Origin of the sequence: Enterobacter sp. ENT03 (genome assembly GCF_019218745.1) — a bacterium.
GTDB lineage: Bacteria > Pseudomonadota > Gammaproteobacteria > Enterobacterales > Enterobacteriaceae > Enterobacter_D.
Map to the genome: position 1 here is coordinate 116,120 of NZ_JAHUXA010000011.1, position 13,917 is coordinate 130,036.

Sequence of the window (13,917 nt, forward strand, 5' to 3'; positions counted from 1 at the left end):
AGCGGCTATGTTGTCGAAACAGGTGCCGCTTGGCATCTATGAAAAAGCACTCCCCGCCGGGGAGTGCTGGGTTGAGCGCCTTCAGCGCGCCAGAACGCTGGGGTTTGATTTTGTCGAAATGTCAGTAGATGAAACCGATGTCCGCCTTTCGCGCCTCGACTGGAGCCGCGAGCAGCGGCTGGCGCTGGTCAATGCCATTGCCGAAACCGGCGTGCGGGTGCCGTCCATGTGCCTGAGCGCGCACCGTCGCTTTCCGCTCGGCAGTGAAGATGACCACGTGCGCCAGCACGGGCTTGAGATCATGCGTAAGGCGATCCGGTTCGCGCAGGACGTCGGTATTCGTGTGATCCAGCTGGCGGGTTACGACGTCTATTACCAGCAGGCGAGCGATGAAACGCGCCGCCGCTTTCGCGACGGGCTGAAAGAGAGCGTGGTGATGGCGAGCCGCGCCCAGGTGACGCTGGCGATGGAGATCATGGACTACCCGCTAATGAACTCCATCAGCAAAGCGCTGGGCTACGCGCATTACCTCAATAACCCCTGGTTCCAGCTCTACCCGGACATCGGCAACCTGTCGGCCTGGGATAACGACGTGCAGATGGAATTGCAGGCCGGGATCGGTCATATCGTCGCGGTACACGTCAAAGATACCCGTCCGGGTGAGTTTAAAAATGTCCCCTTTGGCGAAGGCGTGGTGGATTTTGAACGTTGCTTCGACACCCTCAGAAAGAGCGGCTATTGCGGGCCGTATCTGATTGAAATGTGGAGCGAAACAGCGGCAGATCCGGCAGCCGAGGTGACGAAGGCGCGGGACTGGGTACGTGAACGCATGGCGCGGGCCGGTTTACAGGAGGCGGGATAATGGAGCAACTCAAACAGCAGGTGTATGACGCCAATATGGCGCTGCCGCGTTACGGGCTGGTGACGTTTACCTGGGGCAACGTCAGCGCCATCGATCGCGAGCGCGGCTGGGTGGCGATCAAACCGAGCGGCGTAGCGTATGAAACCATGACGCCCGACGATATGGTGATTGTTGACCTCACCGGCGCGGTGCTGCACGGCCATCTGCGTCCCTCCTCGGATACCGCCACGCATCTGGCGCTGTATCGCCGTTATCCTGCGCTTGGTGGCGTGGTGCATACCCACTCAACCCACGCGACAGCCTGGGCGCAGGCCGGACGAGCGATCCCGGCGCTGGGCACGACCCACGCGGATTATTTCGCCGGTGATATTCCCTGCACCCGCGCGTTAACCGAACAGGAAGTGCGGGACGACTATGAGCTGAACACCGGCAAGGTCATCATTGAAACCCTGGGGGACGCCGATCCGCTGCACAGGCCGGGGATGGTGGTGTATCAGCACGGGCCTTTTGCCTGGGGTAAAGACGCCGGAGACGCGGTGCATAATGCGGTGGTGATGGAGGAAGTCGCGCGTATGGCGTGGATTTCCTGCGGCATTAACCCGCAGTTAAAACCCATTGATGGCTATCTGCTAGAGAAGCATTTTCTGCGCAAGCACGGCCCTGATGCCTATTATGGGCAGCAGTAAATAGCGCGTAGACCCGTTTTGCGCGGTATGCGAATTATTTGTGCAATTCGCTTGAGTTCGATGGGCGTCGCAAGTATGATTACGCGTCAATTTTTCAGCCGCCTTTCAAACACGTTCCTTGCTTCCATGGGCCGCGGCTGACCCTGACAGGAGGCTGAATAATCCGTAAGGAGCAATTCGATGCGTCATTACGAAATCGTTTTTATGGTCCATCCTGACCAGAGCGAACAGGTTCCGGGTATGATCGAGCGTTACACTGGTGCAATCACTGCAGCAGAAGGTACGATCCACCGTCTGGAAGACTGGGGCCGCCGTCAGCTGGCTTACCCGATCAATAAACTGCACAAAGCCCACTACGTTCTGATGAACGTTGAAGCACCGCAGGAAGCGATCGATGAGCTGGAAACAAACTTCCGCTTCAACGATGCCGTTATCCGCAGCATGGTTATGCGTACCAAACACGCTGTTACTGAAGCATCTCCGATGGTTAAAGCGAAAGACGAGCGCCGTGAGCGTCGCGATGATTTCGCAAGCGAAACCGCAGATGCTGATGATGCTGGGGATTCTGAAGAGTAATTTCTGATGACCAACCGTCTGGTGTTGTCCGGCACTGTGTGCAGGATGCCCCTTCGAAAGGTCAGTCCATCAGGAATACCTCATTGCCAGTTCGTGCTTGAGCACCGTTCTGTGCAAGAGGAAGCCGGTTTTCACCGGCAGGCGTGGTGTCAGATGCCTGTAATAATCAGCGGGCACGAGAACCAGGCCATTACTCACAGTATAACGGTCGGTAGCGCAGTCACCGTTCAGGGGTTCATTAGTTGCCATAAGGCAAAGAACGGACTGACAAAAATGGTACTGCATGCCGAGCAGATTGAATTGATAGATTCTGGAGACTAGCCAAATGGCACGTTATTTCCGTCGTCGCAAGTTCTGCCGTTTCACCGCGGAAGGCGTTCAAGAGATCGACTATAAAGATATCGCAACGCTGAAAAACTACATCACCGAAAGCGGTAAGATTGTCCCAAGCCGTATCACCGGTACCCGTGCAAAATATCAGCGTCAGCTGGCTCGCGCTATCAAACGCGCTCGCTACCTGTCCCTGCTGCCGTACACTGATCGTCATCAGTAATCGGTCACGGTCCATTAATACGACTTTGAGAGGATAAGGTAATGCAAGTTATTCTGCTTGATAAAGTAGCAAACCTGGGTAGCCTGGGTGATCAGGTTAACGTTAAAGCGGGTTATGCTCGTAACTTCCTGGTACCGCAGGGTAAAGCTGTTCCTGCTACCAAGAAAAACGTTGAATTCTTCGAAGCACGCCGTGCTGAACTGGAAGCCAAACTGGCTGACGTTCTGTCCGCTGCTGAAGCTCGCGCTGAGAAAATCAACGCACTGGGCACTGTTACCATCGCGTCTAAAGCAGGCGACGAAGGTAAATTGTTCGGTTCCATCGGTACTCGCGACATCGCTGACGCTGTAACTGCAGCTGGCGTTGACGTGGCTAAGAGCGAAGTTCGTTTACCGAACGGCGTTCTGCGTACCACTGGTGAGCACGAAGTGAGCTTCCAGGTTCACAGCGAAGTGTTCGCTAAAGTTATCATCAACGTTGTTGCTGAGTAATCTGCAACCCACGTTTTGATAACAACGAAACGCCGGCCTTGTGCCGGCGTTTTGCTTTTCTGCCTTCCACGCACCTGACACTTTTCTGACTGGCTATTGCTTTACCTTTTCGCGATAATAGAAAAATAAAACGTTATTTTATTTTTTGGTAAAGCATGGATACAAACCACCAGACACCTCTGTTTGCCCGCAAAAACGTCGTCTATATGGGGGCCGCGCTCTGCTGCCTGCTGTGGGGTAGCGCCTATCCGGCGATTAAGAGCGGCTACGAGATTTTTCAGATCGCCACCGATGATATTCCATCAAAAATCGTCTTTGCTGGTTATCGCTTCCTGTTTGCCGGGCTGTTGCTGCTGCTGTTCGCCATGATGCAGCGTAAACCCATTGCCCGCCTCAGTGGTCGCCAGTACGGCCAGCTCGCCGTGCTTGGCCTGACGCAAACCTCTTTGCAGTACATCTTCTTTTATATCGGGCTGGCGTTCACCACAGGCGTGAAAGGCTCGATCATGAACGCCACCGGCACCTTTTTCAGTGTGCTGCTGGCGCATTTCATCTATCAGAATGACAAACTGAGCTACAACAAAACGCTGGGCTGCGTGCTGGGCTTTGCCGGGGTGATGGTGGTTAACTTCAACAGCGGCATGGACTTTAGCTTCACGCTGCTGGGTGACGGCTCGGTGGTGCTGGCGGCGTTTATTCTTTCGGCGGCTACGCTGTACGGCAAACGTATCTCGCAAACAGTGGATCCGACGGTCATGACCGGCTATCAGTTGGGAATGGGCGGGCTGGCGCTGGTGGTGGGCGGCTATCTGTCGGGCGGCTCGCTCACCGTACATGGATTTTCTTCAGTAGCCATTCTGGGCTATCTGACGCTGCTGTCATCGGTGGCCTTTGCGCTGTGGAGTATTCTGCTGAAGTACAACCGCGTGGGCATGATCGCGCCGTTTAACTTCCTGATCCCGGTGTCGGGCGCGGTGCTGTCGTCGATTTTCTTAGGCGAGAACATTCTCGAATGGAAATATGCGGTGGCGCTGGTGCTGGTCTGCTCGGGCATCTGGTGGGTGAATAAAGTAAAACAGGGGAACGCCTGACGTTCCCCGCTGTGAGTGGCGATTAGCGTGCGCGGATAAAGCTGCCATCCGTCTGACGGGTAAACAGCACCTGCTGGTCGCCGCTGGTTTCAATCGTCAGCCCGGTGACCACGCCGTTAGCGTTCTGACGGATCTTCACAATCTGCCCGGTTTGCAGATTGCTGAGCGGTTTACCGTTGCCTTCCACCTGCGCCATCGCATAGACATCCGTCGGTGGTAAATTATGGTCGCGGAACAGCTGCGCCAGCGTTTTGCCCGGCTCGACGCGATAAGTGCGCCACTGCTGCTCAATGCCGGTCGGCTCCTGCAACGGGGCGCTATTCTGCGTAGTCTGCGGCTGCTCCTGTTCCTGCTCCTGAATCGGCTCAGGCGTGATGGGTGCCACCTGGCCGTCATTTTGTGGCGGCGATGATACCAGCGGCGGCTGTTCAGGCTGTGCGGATTGCATCTGTTGCGATTGGGACTGTGACTGCAGGTCGAGCTGCGCATCGCGCGTGGCCGACGGCGCATCGTTGTTGTCAGTAGTCGGCAGCAAGAATCCAATGACGATCAGCGCAGCGGCAAAAATAATGCCACGGCGATGACCCGGCGGGAGCGGATCCATGATGCGCACGTTGTCCGGCGCGTGCCAGATCCTCGCCAGGGTTGGTTTCAGTTCAAATCGCCCGGGCATGGCTATCCTCCTGCTCCGCGTCGTTAGTATCCTGTGTCACTGAGTATAGATGGGTAACTGCCTGATGAGCGTGGCAAACCGGTCTTTCGTGACATCTGTTCGGGAATAATCTTACGGCGACCATTGTTTCTTTTTCCCTGCGATTTGTCATCAATCACCGCGACAAAGTTTTACCCGTCGCAGCCTGACTGCTATGCTGCCCGCTACTTTAAATGCGATGAAAGGAAAACCCATGACAACCCCGACTTTTGACACTATCGAAGCGCAGGCAAGCTACGGCATTGGCTTGCAGGTAGGGCAGCAACTAAGCGAGTCTGGCCTGCAGGGGCTGTTACCGGAAGCACTGGTAGCGGGCATTGCCGATGCGCTGGCAGGCACTCAGCCGGCAGTGCCGGTCGATGTGGTTCACCGCGCCCTGCGTGAAATCCACGAACGCGCTGATGCAGTACGTCGCGAGCGCTTCGAAGCGATGGCGTCTGAAGGCGTGAAGTATCTGGACGAAAACCGTGAAAAAGACGGCGTGAACAGCACCGAATCCGGTCTGCAGTTCCGTGTACTGACGCAGGGCGAAGGCGCGATCCCGGCCCGTACTGACCGTGTGCGTGTGCATTACACCGGTAAACTGATCGACGGCACCGTGTTTGACAGCTCCGTGGCTCGCGGCGAACCGGCTGAATTCCCGGTTAACGGCGTGATCCCAGGCTGGATCGAAGCGCTGACCCTGATGCCGGTTGGCTCGAAGTGGGAACTGACCATTCCGCAGAACCTGGCGTACGGTGAGCGTGGCGCAGGCGCGTCTATTCCGCCGTTCAGCACGCTGGTCTTCGAAGTGGAATTGCTGGAAATCCTGTAATTCCCCTCCAACGATCCCTCTCCCTTAACGGGGAGGGGGCGTCGTTTCTGTGCACATATGCCATTCTTTGGTTCAGAGTCGATATTTAATCTTGCAAATGCATTTGTTGCGTGTATTTTTGTGACCTAATTCGCACAGACGAAGTGATATAACACTCAGTTTAAACATAAATTTAACATCTCATTTAAATCACAGTATTCATCCCGCCGATTCTTACCTACTATCGATGAGTCAAAAATCCAGGCATTGTCACGCACGTGACACCATGAAAGGCCAGAAGAGCCTCAACAACACAGACAGGTACAGGAAAAAATACATGGTAGATCAAACGAAGGTCGCCGCTGACCAGCAGGCTGCTGACCAGCAGGCTCCGGCTGAACAGTCGCTACGGCGCAATCTCACCAACCGTCATATCCAGCTTATTGCCATCGGCGGTGCTATCGGCACCGGCCTGTTTATGGGCTCAGGAAAAACCATCAGTCTTGCCGGCCCGTCGATCATATTCGTCTATATGATCATCGGCTTTATGCTGTTTTTCGTGATGCGCGCCATGGGCGAGCTGCTGCTGTCGAATCTGGAATATAAGTCGTTCAGCGATTTCGCCGCCGACTTACTGGGGCCGTGGGCGGGCTATTTCACCGGCTGGACCTACTGGTTTTGTTGGGTAGTGACCGGCATGGCCGACGTGGTGGCGATCACGTCCTATGCGCAATTCTGGTTCCCCAACTTATCCGACTGGGTGGCTTCGCTGGCGGTGATCCTGCTGTTGCTGAGCCTTAACCTCGCGACGGTGAAGATGTTTGGCGAAATGGAATTCTGGTTCGCGATGATCAAGATTGTCGCCATTGTCGGGCTGGTCGTGGTGGGCCTGGTGATGGTGCTGACCGAATTTACCTCGCCGAGCGGCGTGCAGGCCTCTTTCGCGCATCTGTGGAATGACGGCGGCTGGTTCCCGAAAGGCATCAGTGGTTTCTTTGCCGGTTTCCAGATCGCGGTGTTTGCCTTCGTGGGGATTGAGCTGGTCGGCACGACCGCCGCAGAAACCAAAGACCCGGAAAAATCCCTGCCGCGCGCCATTAACTCTATTCCGATCCGCATCATCATGTTCTACGTGTTTGCGCTGATCATTATTATGTCGGTGACGCCGTGGAGCTCAGTGGTGGCGGATAAGAGCCCGTTCGTGGAGCTGTTTATCCTCGTCGGTTTACCGGCGGCAGCGAGCATTATCAACTTTGTGGTGCTGACCTCAGCCGCATCGTCGGCGAACAGCGGCGTATTCTCCACCAGCCGTATGTTGTTCGGTCTGGCGCAAGACGGGGCCGCGCCGAAAAGCTTCGGTAAGCTGTCAAAACGCGCGGTACCGGCGACGGGCCTGACCTTCTCCTGCATCTGTTTGCTGGGCGGCGTGGTGATGCTCTACGTCAATCCAAGCGTGATCTCGGCGTTCACCATGATCACCACGGTGTCAGCGATCCTCTTCATGTTCGTGTGGACCATTATTCTTTGCTCGTATCTGGTCTACCGCAAACAGCGTCCCCATCTGCATGAAAAGTCGATTTATAAGATGCCGCTGGGCAAGGTGATGTGCTGGGTATGTATGGCGTTCTTCGCCTTTGTACTGGTATTGCTGACGCTGGAAGAAGATACCCGCCAGGCGCTGCTCGTCACGCCGCTGTGGTTTATTGTGCTGGGTGCGTTCTGGTTCTTAGTGGGTAAGAAGCGTATGGCACGTATGCGCCAATAGTCGCCTGTAATGCCGGATGGCACTGTGCTTATCCGGCCTACACCGTAATCCTGCGCGGTGCTGCTGCGCTTATCCGGTCTGCAAAATGTAGGCCCGGTAAGCGTAGCGCCTCCGGGCAACGGGATTACTCTCCGCTTAACGCTCGCGGAAACAGCACGTTATTTTCCAGGCTGATGTGTTCCATCAGATCGTCAATCAGTTCATTAATGCCGTTATACATCGCTTTCCAGGTGGTGCAGGCTTCCGGCGGCGGCGTCACGTTTTGGGTGGTATGTTTGATCACCTCCAGCAGTTCACCCGCTTCATCATGCTCGCTTTCCATGACGTTAATCGGCCCGGCAGCCTGACTGCCCATTCCCTGTTTGATCATCGGGAAGAGGATCTGCTCCTCTTTCATCATGTGGCTGGAAAGCTCCTGATGCAGCATGGTCAGGTATTTGGTCAGGCCGCGCGGCACGTTGGGCTTATCGGCGTGGACTCGTTCAACTTTGGTGGCCTGTAAAATCAGCTCCGGCAACTGCTCGCGGTGGCGATCGTGATAGCGCACGATGATATGGTCGATGATGTTTGCAAGCGGTTCTGTGCGCCAGTCTTTCTCCGGCGGCTGCTCGGCCAGTTTCGCCAGCTGTGCTTCAATCATCTCCACATCCAGCTCGTTGCGCGCGGCGGCACGGGCCAGCGTTTGCTTACCCCCACAGCAGTAATCCATATCGTATTGACGGAACAGGGCAGAAGCGCGGGGAATGGACAGCGCCAGCTCACCTAAAGGTTGATCGCGAAAGGCCATGACAGTTACCTCAGTAGTCGGAATATAAGATGCATTTTAAATACATCTTTAAGCGGGCGCTATACCCCTGATGAGTGATGGGATTTATTCGTCCTATTTTGTGCGCTGCGTCACAAAAATTTACGGGTCATAACGCATTGAAACTACTTGTTAAAGTGAATATTTGGTATCAAGTGTGCAATATCTTCGTTAAACAAGCGTTAAAACCTGCCGATATACCCCCGTCACATAAAAATCCTGCATCCGATAAAAGGTTCCCGATGTTTAAACGTGTAAAAGTTATAACCCTGTTGATTATGGTGCTTTTCGTCCTTGGCGCGATGCAACTTATTGCGGCGGGCGTGTTTATCAACGCGCTCAAAAATGACAAAAACAACTTTACGGTCTCTCAGGTTGCCAGCCAGAACGTGGCGGAATTTACCGACGCCTGGATCAGCCTTAACCAGGCCCGCGTGACGCTTAACCGCGGTATGTTACGTTTGCAAAGCAGCACCGCGAGCCAAATCAACGGCGGCGAACTGGGTGAACTGGTGAACACCGCGAAAAACCTGCTGGCCGATGCGCATAAGCATTTTGAAATCTACGATGCACTGCCGGAAACGCCGGGTATGGATCCCCGCCTGCCGCCGGAACTGGAAAAACAGTACGAAATCTATTCCACCACGCTGACCGAAATGAACCGCCTGCTGGCGGCGGGTGAGCTGGAAGCGATGTTCAAGCAGGGCGCAGAAAAGAAACAGAACGCCATGCAGAGCGTCTATCGTGAATGGCGCGCCGTGCAGGCCGATCTGGCGAATAAAGGCGTCATCGATAACGAAAAGGATTATGTGCGCATCATGTGGATCGTGGGCGCCATTATGCTGCTGGTCGCGGCGGTGATCGTGGCCAGCTGGATCGCGATGCAGCGTGTACTGCTCAAGCCGTTACATGAAGTGATGGGCCATATCCGCCATATCGCGGCGGGCGATCTGACGCATCAGATTGATGCAGAAGGCAAAAACGAAATGGCACTGCTGGCGTCTAACGTGCGCGACATGCAGCAGGCGCTGGCGACAACCGTCAGCGTAGTGCGCGATGGCGCGGATACCATCTTTACCGGCGCGGGTGAAATCTCTGCCGGCAGTAACGATCTCTCTTCCCGTACTGAGCAACAGGCCGCTTCGCTGGAAGAAACCGCTGCCAGCATGGAACAGCTGACCGCGACCGTGAAGCAGAATGCCGACAACGCCCGTCAGGCGACGCAGCTGGCGAAAACGGCCTCTGAAACCGCGCAGAAAGGCGGTGCAGTGGTGGACGGCGTGGTGCGCACGATGGACGAAATTGCCACCAGCTCCAGCAAAATCGCGCAGATCACCAACGTCATCGACGGCATTGCTTTCCAGACCAATATTCTGGCGCTGAACGCCGCGGTGGAAGCCGCCCGTGCCGGTGAGCAGGGTCGTGGGTTTGCGGTAGTCGCCGGTGAAGTCCGTACCCTGGCAAGCCGCAGTGCGCAGGCGGCTAAAGAGATCAAAGCACTGATCGACGATTCCGGTAGTCGCGTGGATGCCGGTTCCGCACTGGTGCACGAAGCCGGTGAAACCATGGCGGAAATCGTCAGCGCCGTCACCCGCGTGACCGACATCATGGGCGAAATCGCGTCGGCCTCCGACGAGCAAAGTCGTGGTATCGATCAGGTCGGTCAGGCGGTGGCTGAGATGGATCGCGTCACGCAGCAGAACGCCTCGCTGGTGGAAGAATCCGCTGCCGCTGCGGCAGCGCTGGAAGAGCAGGCGTCCCTGCTTAACGATACCGTGGCGGTGTTCAAAGTGAACCGTCGCGCGCCAGCGGCTGTAGCGACCACGCGCCCGGCAGCGGTGAAAATGAAGCCGGTAGCCGCGACCACCGACGCGAACTGGGAAACCTTCTAAACCCGATGCCCGGCGGCGCACGCTTACCGGGCCTATATACTTGACCTGACGCCCGGCGGCGCACGCTTGCCGGGCCTATATACTTGACCTGACGCCCGGCGGCGCATGCTTGCCGGGCCTACATACTTGACCCGATGCGCGGCGTCGCACGCTTGCCGGGCCTACATACTTAACCTGATGCCCGGCGGCGCACGCTTGCCGGGCCTACATACTTAACCTGGTACGCGGCGTCGCACCTTTGCGGCGTCTGGCTACCTTGTAGGCCGGGTAAGGCGTAGCCGCCACCCGGCAACCTTACCCGCTCACCACCCGTTTTACCCGTACCGCGATCACCACTCCCACCACCAGCAAGGCAATGCCTGACGCCGTCAACAACGGCGGGACGCTCTGGCGTAGCAAAAAGGTATACAGCAAGCCCGCCAGCGTTTCGAAGACGATCAATGGCCCAAGGATCACCGTCGGCAGTTTTTGGCTGGCAAGATTCCAGCACAGCGCACCCACCCATGAACACAAAATGGCAATCGCCGTCATCAGGCCGATAAACACCAGCGGCCGCGGACCAAACGGCAGCGCAAACGCGGGCTGATCCGCCTGTAACCACAGACAGGCCGCCACATAGCCCGCCAGCGACACCGGCAGCGTTACCAGGCCTTGCGCCGTGGCCCACATCATCGGATGCCGGGTCGGATTTTCCCGTAGCCAGCGGGCATTACGCAGCGCATACCACGCCCAGCACACCACCGACACCAGCGCCAGCGCGATCCCGGAACCATAGCGCCACACGCTAAAATCCGGCAGCCCGTGTCGTAGCTCGGCGATGTTCACGCACACCAGCCCTGCGGTAATGCACAGCAGCGCGGGGGTAAGGCGCAGCCACGGCAGCTTGCCGTCGCGCTGGCTGTAGAGCAGATTCGCCAGCACCGGCAGCACCACCGGCAGCGTGCCGATGATCATCGTCGAGACGGGCGCGCCGGTGCGCTGAATGGCGCTGGCGAGACAGACGTAATAAATCAGGTTACCCGCCATGGTCAGCGCCAGCGCAGTCAGCCAGTCCTGGCGGCTCAACTGGCGCAGACGTCCGCGCCCCAGCCAGGCCAGCGGTATAGCGATAAGCCCGAGAGCCAGATAGCGTCCGGTGGACTGTAAAATCGCCGGATAATCCGGCACCAGCAGCGGCCCGACAAAAATCAGTCCCCACATTAACCCTGCCGCCAGGGCGTACAGCACACCACTAATCATTCTGCCCTCCAGACCGTTTTGGTTGGTCATCAGTGTAGGGAAGGGCAGGGGAAGAATATTGTATGAGATTGCGCATCAGCGGCGGGCAACCTGCTTCTGATAGCGTACCGGCGTGATGCCATAGCGGCGGGTAAAGGCGCGGGTCAGGTGCGACTGATCGGTAAGGCCGGTCAAGGCGGCGACATCGGCGGCGGGCAGGCCGTGGGTGAGGAAGTTTTTTGCCCGCCACAGGCGGATCGCCATCAGCATCTGATGCGGGGTGACATGATAGTGCGCCTTGAACTGGCGCTGAAAATGGTACGGGCTGAGTGACGCCACGCGCGCCAGTTCGTCGAGGGTCAGCGGCTGCATATAGTTGTCGTGCAGGTATTCCCGCACCCGCTCAAAACGGTGCGCCGCTTCGGTACTTACCGGCGCATGGCGGGCCAGCGGCTGAAAGGCATCGATCAGATCGAGCAGAAACCCCTGCTGCGCCAGCGTGTCGTCGGTATGCCACAGCGCGTGGATCAGGGCGCAGATCTGCCGCGAACGCAGCGGATCGTGACGCGACGCGTCGGCAAACCACCAGTGGCGGATGCCGGTGACCTGCTCCAGCAGGTCAGGCTCGAGATAAATCATGCGGTAGCGCCAGCCGTCAGCGGTTTCCGCTTCGCCGGTGTGCAGTTCATCAGGGTTCATGGTGACGACGGAATTCACCGGGGCGACGTGCTGGGCACCGCGATAGCGAAAGCGCTCGGCACCGGCTTCTATGGCACCAATACCGAAGGCTTCATGGGTATGCGGTTCAAAGGCGTAACGGGAGATATGCGCCTGATACAGCTCGACGCCGGGCAACTGCGGCAGGTGCCGAAAACGGGCGCGGTCTTTCTCATCGCTGAACTGTTCCGGTACGCCTTGCACATGCTCTCTCCGCCAGGGTCATGCCATCATTATTAAGGATGACCCGGCGGCATGCTACAAAAATTAACCAGTTTGTAACAGTTACAGCATGGCTTTAATGCTGTCTGCCAGCGGCGTGGTCGGGCGACCAATCAGTTTGCTGAGCGTATGGCTGTCATCAAACAGGCCGCCTTTCGACGCCCCGGTGTCGGAATCCGCCAGCAGGCTGGCGAAGGCGTCCGGCAGGCCGACACCACGCAGCGCCGCGGCATACTCGGCTTCGCTGAGGTTCTGATAGACCACGTTTTTACCGCTCTGCGCAGACAGCTCCGCCGCCAGCTCGCTGAGCGTCCAGGCCGTATCGCCCGCCAGTTCATACACCTTACCGGCATGACCCTCTTCGCTGATCACTTTGGCGGCGGCAGCGGCGTAGTCTTCGCGGGTGGCCGAGGCGATTTTGCCGTCACCGGCAGCGCCGAGAAACACACCGTGCTCAAGCGCCGGCGGGGCGCTGGCGAGATAGTTTTCGCTGTACCAGCCGTTACGCAGCAGTGCATAAGGAATGCCGGAGGCCGCGAGCATGTTTTCCGTTTCGATATGTTCTGTGGCGAGGCCGAGCGGTGAGGTATCCGCATGCAGCACGCTGGTGTAGGCAATGAAGCCGACGCCCGCGGCCTTGGCAGCATTAATGACGTTACGGTGCTGGACGGCACGCTGGCCGACTTCGCTGGAGGAGATGAGCAGCAGTTTCTCCACGCCGTTCAGTGCGCGGGTTAATGCCGCTTCGTCGCCGTAATCGCCCTGGCGCACCACGATGCCCTGTTGGGCCAGCGCATCGGCTTTTGCCGGGTTACGCACAACAGCCACGATCTGGCTGGCGGGAACGGATTTCAGCAGGGCGGCAATAACTAACTGGCCAAGCTGGCCGGTGGCGCCGGTGATCGCAATCATGGAAAACTCCTTCGTCTCTGGGGTGTGTTATGAGACACTAGCACCCTAACTCACTTTTAGTAAGTACGTACAAAAAGGTTAGTATGAAAAAAGTCGACCGCCCGGCCACGCTCAGCGAACAGCTGCGCGACGGCAATCTCTTTGCCGAGCAGTGCCCCTCCCGCGATGTGCTTAAACATGTCACCAGCCGTTGGGGTGTCCTGATCCTGATGGCGTTGCGCGACGGCACGCACCGCTTTAGCGAACTGCGCCGCAAGATGGGCGGCGTCAGCGAGAAAATGCTGTCCCAAAGCCTGCAATGGCTGGAGCAGGATGGTTTTATCAATCGGGTGTCGTACCCGGTGGTACCGCCGCATGTGGAATACAGCCTGACGCCGCTGGGCGAGCAGGTGAGTGAGAAAGTGGCGGATCTGGCAGACTGGATCGAGCTGAATTTGCCGCAGGTGCTGGCGGTTCGCGACGAGCGCGCGGCGTAAAGTGCCGGGAGGCGGCTTCGCCTTACCCGGCCTGGGGGATGGCGTGCTATATGCCGGGTGGCGGCTACGCCTTACCCGGCCTACGAGATGGTGAACATGTAGGCCCGGCAAGCCTGCGCCGCCGGGCGTTTCGTCGGCTAATATAT

The 13,917-nt window shown here is 57.4% G+C and carries 16 protein-coding genes; 11 read left to right on the forward strand and 5 right to left on the reverse strand.

The genetic code is table 11. The features are described 5' to 3' along the window. Positions 1–7: 7 nt before the first annotated feature. The 7 genes from KW828_RS14850 to KW828_RS14880 all read left to right on the forward strand — a co-directional run bounded on the left by KW828_RS14850 (position 8) and on the right by KW828_RS14880 (position 4,259). Positions 8–862 carry an L-ribulose-5-phosphate 3-epimerase gene (locus KW828_RS14850; RefSeq protein ID WP_218337050.1) on the forward strand — a complete coding sequence of 285 codons (855 nt, stop codon included), beginning with the start codon at positions 8–10 and terminating at the stop codon, positions 860–862. Next, a complete protein-coding gene (locus KW828_RS14855) occupies positions 862–1,548 on the forward strand; it encodes an L-ribulose-5-phosphate 4-epimerase (protein WP_218337051.1) in 687 nt (228 codons plus the stop codon). Before KW828_RS14850 ends, KW828_RS14855 begins: the two co-directional genes overlap by 1 nt. A 180-nt stretch (positions 1,549–1,728) precedes the next feature. Continuing rightward, the gene (gene rpsF / locus KW828_RS14860; RefSeq protein WP_218337052.1) at positions 1,729–2,124 is read left to right on the forward strand and encodes a 30S ribosomal protein S6; all 396 of its coding nucleotides are present in this window, start codon (positions 1,729–1,731) and stop codon (positions 2,122–2,124) included. Between the two features lie 6 nt (positions 2,125–2,130). Beyond that, positions 2,131–2,445: a primosomal replication protein N gene (gene priB / locus KW828_RS14865; protein WP_088220569.1), complete on the forward strand. Its 315-nt coding sequence runs from the start codon at positions 2,131–2,133 to the stop codon at positions 2,443–2,445. Positions 2,446–2,449: 4 nt separating this feature from the next. Further along, positions 2,450–2,677: a 30S ribosomal protein S18 gene (rpsR, locus tag KW828_RS14870; RefSeq protein ID WP_000135199.1), complete on the forward strand. Its 228-nt coding sequence runs from the start codon at positions 2,450–2,452 to the stop codon at positions 2,675–2,677. 41 nt (positions 2,678–2,718) lie between these two features. Then, positions 2,719–3,168: a 50S ribosomal protein L9 gene (rplI, locus tag KW828_RS14875; RefSeq protein ID WP_088220570.1), complete on the forward strand. Its 450-nt coding sequence runs from the start codon at positions 2,719–2,721 to the stop codon at positions 3,166–3,168. Positions 3,169–3,323: 155 nt separating this feature from the next. Then, entirely contained in the window at positions 3,324–4,259 is a 936-nt protein-coding gene (locus tag KW828_RS14880; RefSeq protein WP_218337053.1) for a DMT family transporter, read from the forward strand. A 22-nt stretch (positions 4,260–4,281) separates the two neighbouring features. Here the strand turns inward: KW828_RS14880 and KW828_RS14885 are convergent, their stop codons facing one another. Further along, positions 4,282–4,932, reverse strand: coding sequence for a LysM-like peptidoglycan-binding domain-containing protein (locus KW828_RS14885; protein WP_218337054.1), 651 nt, complete (start codon positions 4,930–4,932; stop codon positions 4,282–4,284). A 232-nt stretch (positions 4,933–5,164) separates the two neighbouring features. Here KW828_RS14885 and fklB point away from each other — a divergent pair, with 232 nt between their 5' ends. Then, positions 5,165–5,785 carry an FKBP-type peptidyl-prolyl cis-trans isomerase gene (fklB, locus tag KW828_RS14890; RefSeq protein ID WP_218337055.1) on the forward strand — a complete coding sequence of 207 codons (621 nt, stop codon included), beginning with the start codon at positions 5,165–5,167 and terminating at the stop codon, positions 5,783–5,785. Positions 5,786–6,101: 316 nt separating this feature from the next. Beyond that, a complete protein-coding gene (gene cycA / locus KW828_RS14895) occupies positions 6,102–7,529 on the forward strand; it encodes a D-serine/D-alanine/glycine transporter (protein WP_218337056.1) in 1,428 nt (475 codons plus the stop codon). A 124-nt stretch (positions 7,530–7,653) separates the two neighbouring features. Here cycA and ytfE read toward each other — a convergent pair whose 3' ends face one another. After that, complete coding sequence (gene ytfE, locus KW828_RS14900; RefSeq protein WP_218337057.1) at positions 7,654–8,316, reverse strand: iron-sulfur cluster repair protein YtfE; 663 nt, start codon at positions 8,314–8,316, stop codon at positions 7,654–7,656. A gap of 260 nt (positions 8,317–8,576) precedes the next feature. Between ytfE and KW828_RS14905 the strand changes: the two genes are divergently transcribed. Further along, positions 8,577–10,226 carry a methyl-accepting chemotaxis protein gene (locus KW828_RS14905; protein WP_218337058.1) on the forward strand — a complete coding sequence of 550 codons (1,650 nt, stop codon included), beginning with the start codon at positions 8,577–8,579 and terminating at the stop codon, positions 10,224–10,226. Between the two features lie 294 nt (positions 10,227–10,520). On the opposite strand, the gene KW828_RS14910 is transcribed toward KW828_RS14905, so the two are convergent. The 3 genes from KW828_RS14910 to KW828_RS14920 all read right to left on the reverse strand — a co-directional run bounded on the left by KW828_RS14910 (position 10,521) and on the right by KW828_RS14920 (position 13,295). Then, complete coding sequence (locus KW828_RS14910; RefSeq protein ID WP_218337059.1) at positions 10,521–11,465, reverse strand: DMT family transporter; 945 nt, start codon at positions 11,463–11,465, stop codon at positions 10,521–10,523. A 75-nt stretch (positions 11,466–11,540) separates the two neighbouring features. Then, positions 11,541–12,365, reverse strand: coding sequence for an AraC family transcriptional regulator (locus KW828_RS14915; protein ID WP_218337060.1), 825 nt, complete (start codon positions 12,363–12,365; stop codon positions 11,541–11,543). Positions 12,366–12,446: 81 nt separating this feature from the next. Further along, entirely contained in the window at positions 12,447–13,295 is an 849-nt protein-coding gene (locus KW828_RS14920; protein WP_218337061.1) for an SDR family oxidoreductase, read from the reverse strand. 83 nt (positions 13,296–13,378) lie between these two features. Between KW828_RS14920 and KW828_RS14925 the strand changes: the two genes are divergently transcribed. Further along, on the forward strand, positions 13,379–13,771 hold the full coding sequence (locus KW828_RS14925; protein WP_218337062.1) for a helix-turn-helix domain-containing protein: 393 nt from the start codon (positions 13,379–13,381) through the stop codon (positions 13,769–13,771). Positions 13,772–13,917 lie beyond the last annotated feature (146 nt).

Coding starts and splice junctions, on each gene's coding strand:
- fklB (WP_218337055.1), top strand. CDS start 5,165: ATGACAACCCCGACTTTTGACACTATCGAAGCGCAGGCAAGCTACGGC.
- KW828_RS14855 (WP_218337051.1), top strand. CDS start 862: ATGGAGCAACTCAAACAGCAGGTGTATGACGCCAATATGGCGCTGCCG.
- KW828_RS14920 (WP_218337061.1), bottom strand. CDS start 13,295: ATGATTGCGATCACCGGCGCCACCGGCCAGCTTGGCCAGTTAGTTATT.
- priB (WP_088220569.1), top strand. CDS start 2,131: ATGACCAACCGTCTGGTGTTGTCCGGCACTGTGTGCAGGATGCCCCTT.
- rpsF (WP_218337052.1), top strand. CDS start 1,729: ATGCGTCATTACGAAATCGTTTTTATGGTCCATCCTGACCAGAGCGAA.
- ytfE (WP_218337057.1), bottom strand. CDS start 8,316: ATGGCCTTTCGCGATCAACCTTTAGGTGAGCTGGCGCTGTCCATTCCC.
- rpsR (WP_000135199.1), top strand. CDS start 2,450: ATGGCACGTTATTTCCGTCGTCGCAAGTTCTGCCGTTTCACCGCGGAA.
- KW828_RS14910 (WP_218337059.1), bottom strand. CDS start 11,465: ATGATTAGTGGTGTGCTGTACGCCCTGGCGGCAGGGTTAATGTGGGGA.
- KW828_RS14925 (WP_218337062.1), top strand. CDS start 13,379: ATGAAAAAAGTCGACCGCCCGGCCACGCTCAGCGAACAGCTGCGCGAC.
- rplI (WP_088220570.1), top strand. CDS start 2,719: ATGCAAGTTATTCTGCTTGATAAAGTAGCAAACCTGGGTAGCCTGGGT.
- cycA (WP_218337056.1), top strand. CDS start 6,102: ATGGTAGATCAAACGAAGGTCGCCGCTGACCAGCAGGCTGCTGACCAG.
- KW828_RS14880 (WP_218337053.1), top strand. CDS start 3,324: ATGGATACAAACCACCAGACACCTCTGTTTGCCCGCAAAAACGTCGTC.
- KW828_RS14905 (WP_218337058.1), top strand. CDS start 8,577: ATGTTTAAACGTGTAAAAGTTATAACCCTGTTGATTATGGTGCTTTTC.
- KW828_RS14850 (WP_218337050.1), top strand. CDS start 8: ATGTTGTCGAAACAGGTGCCGCTTGGCATCTATGAAAAAGCACTCCCC.
- KW828_RS14885 (WP_218337054.1), bottom strand. CDS start 4,932: ATGCCCGGGCGATTTGAACTGAAACCAACCCTGGCGAGGATCTGGCAC.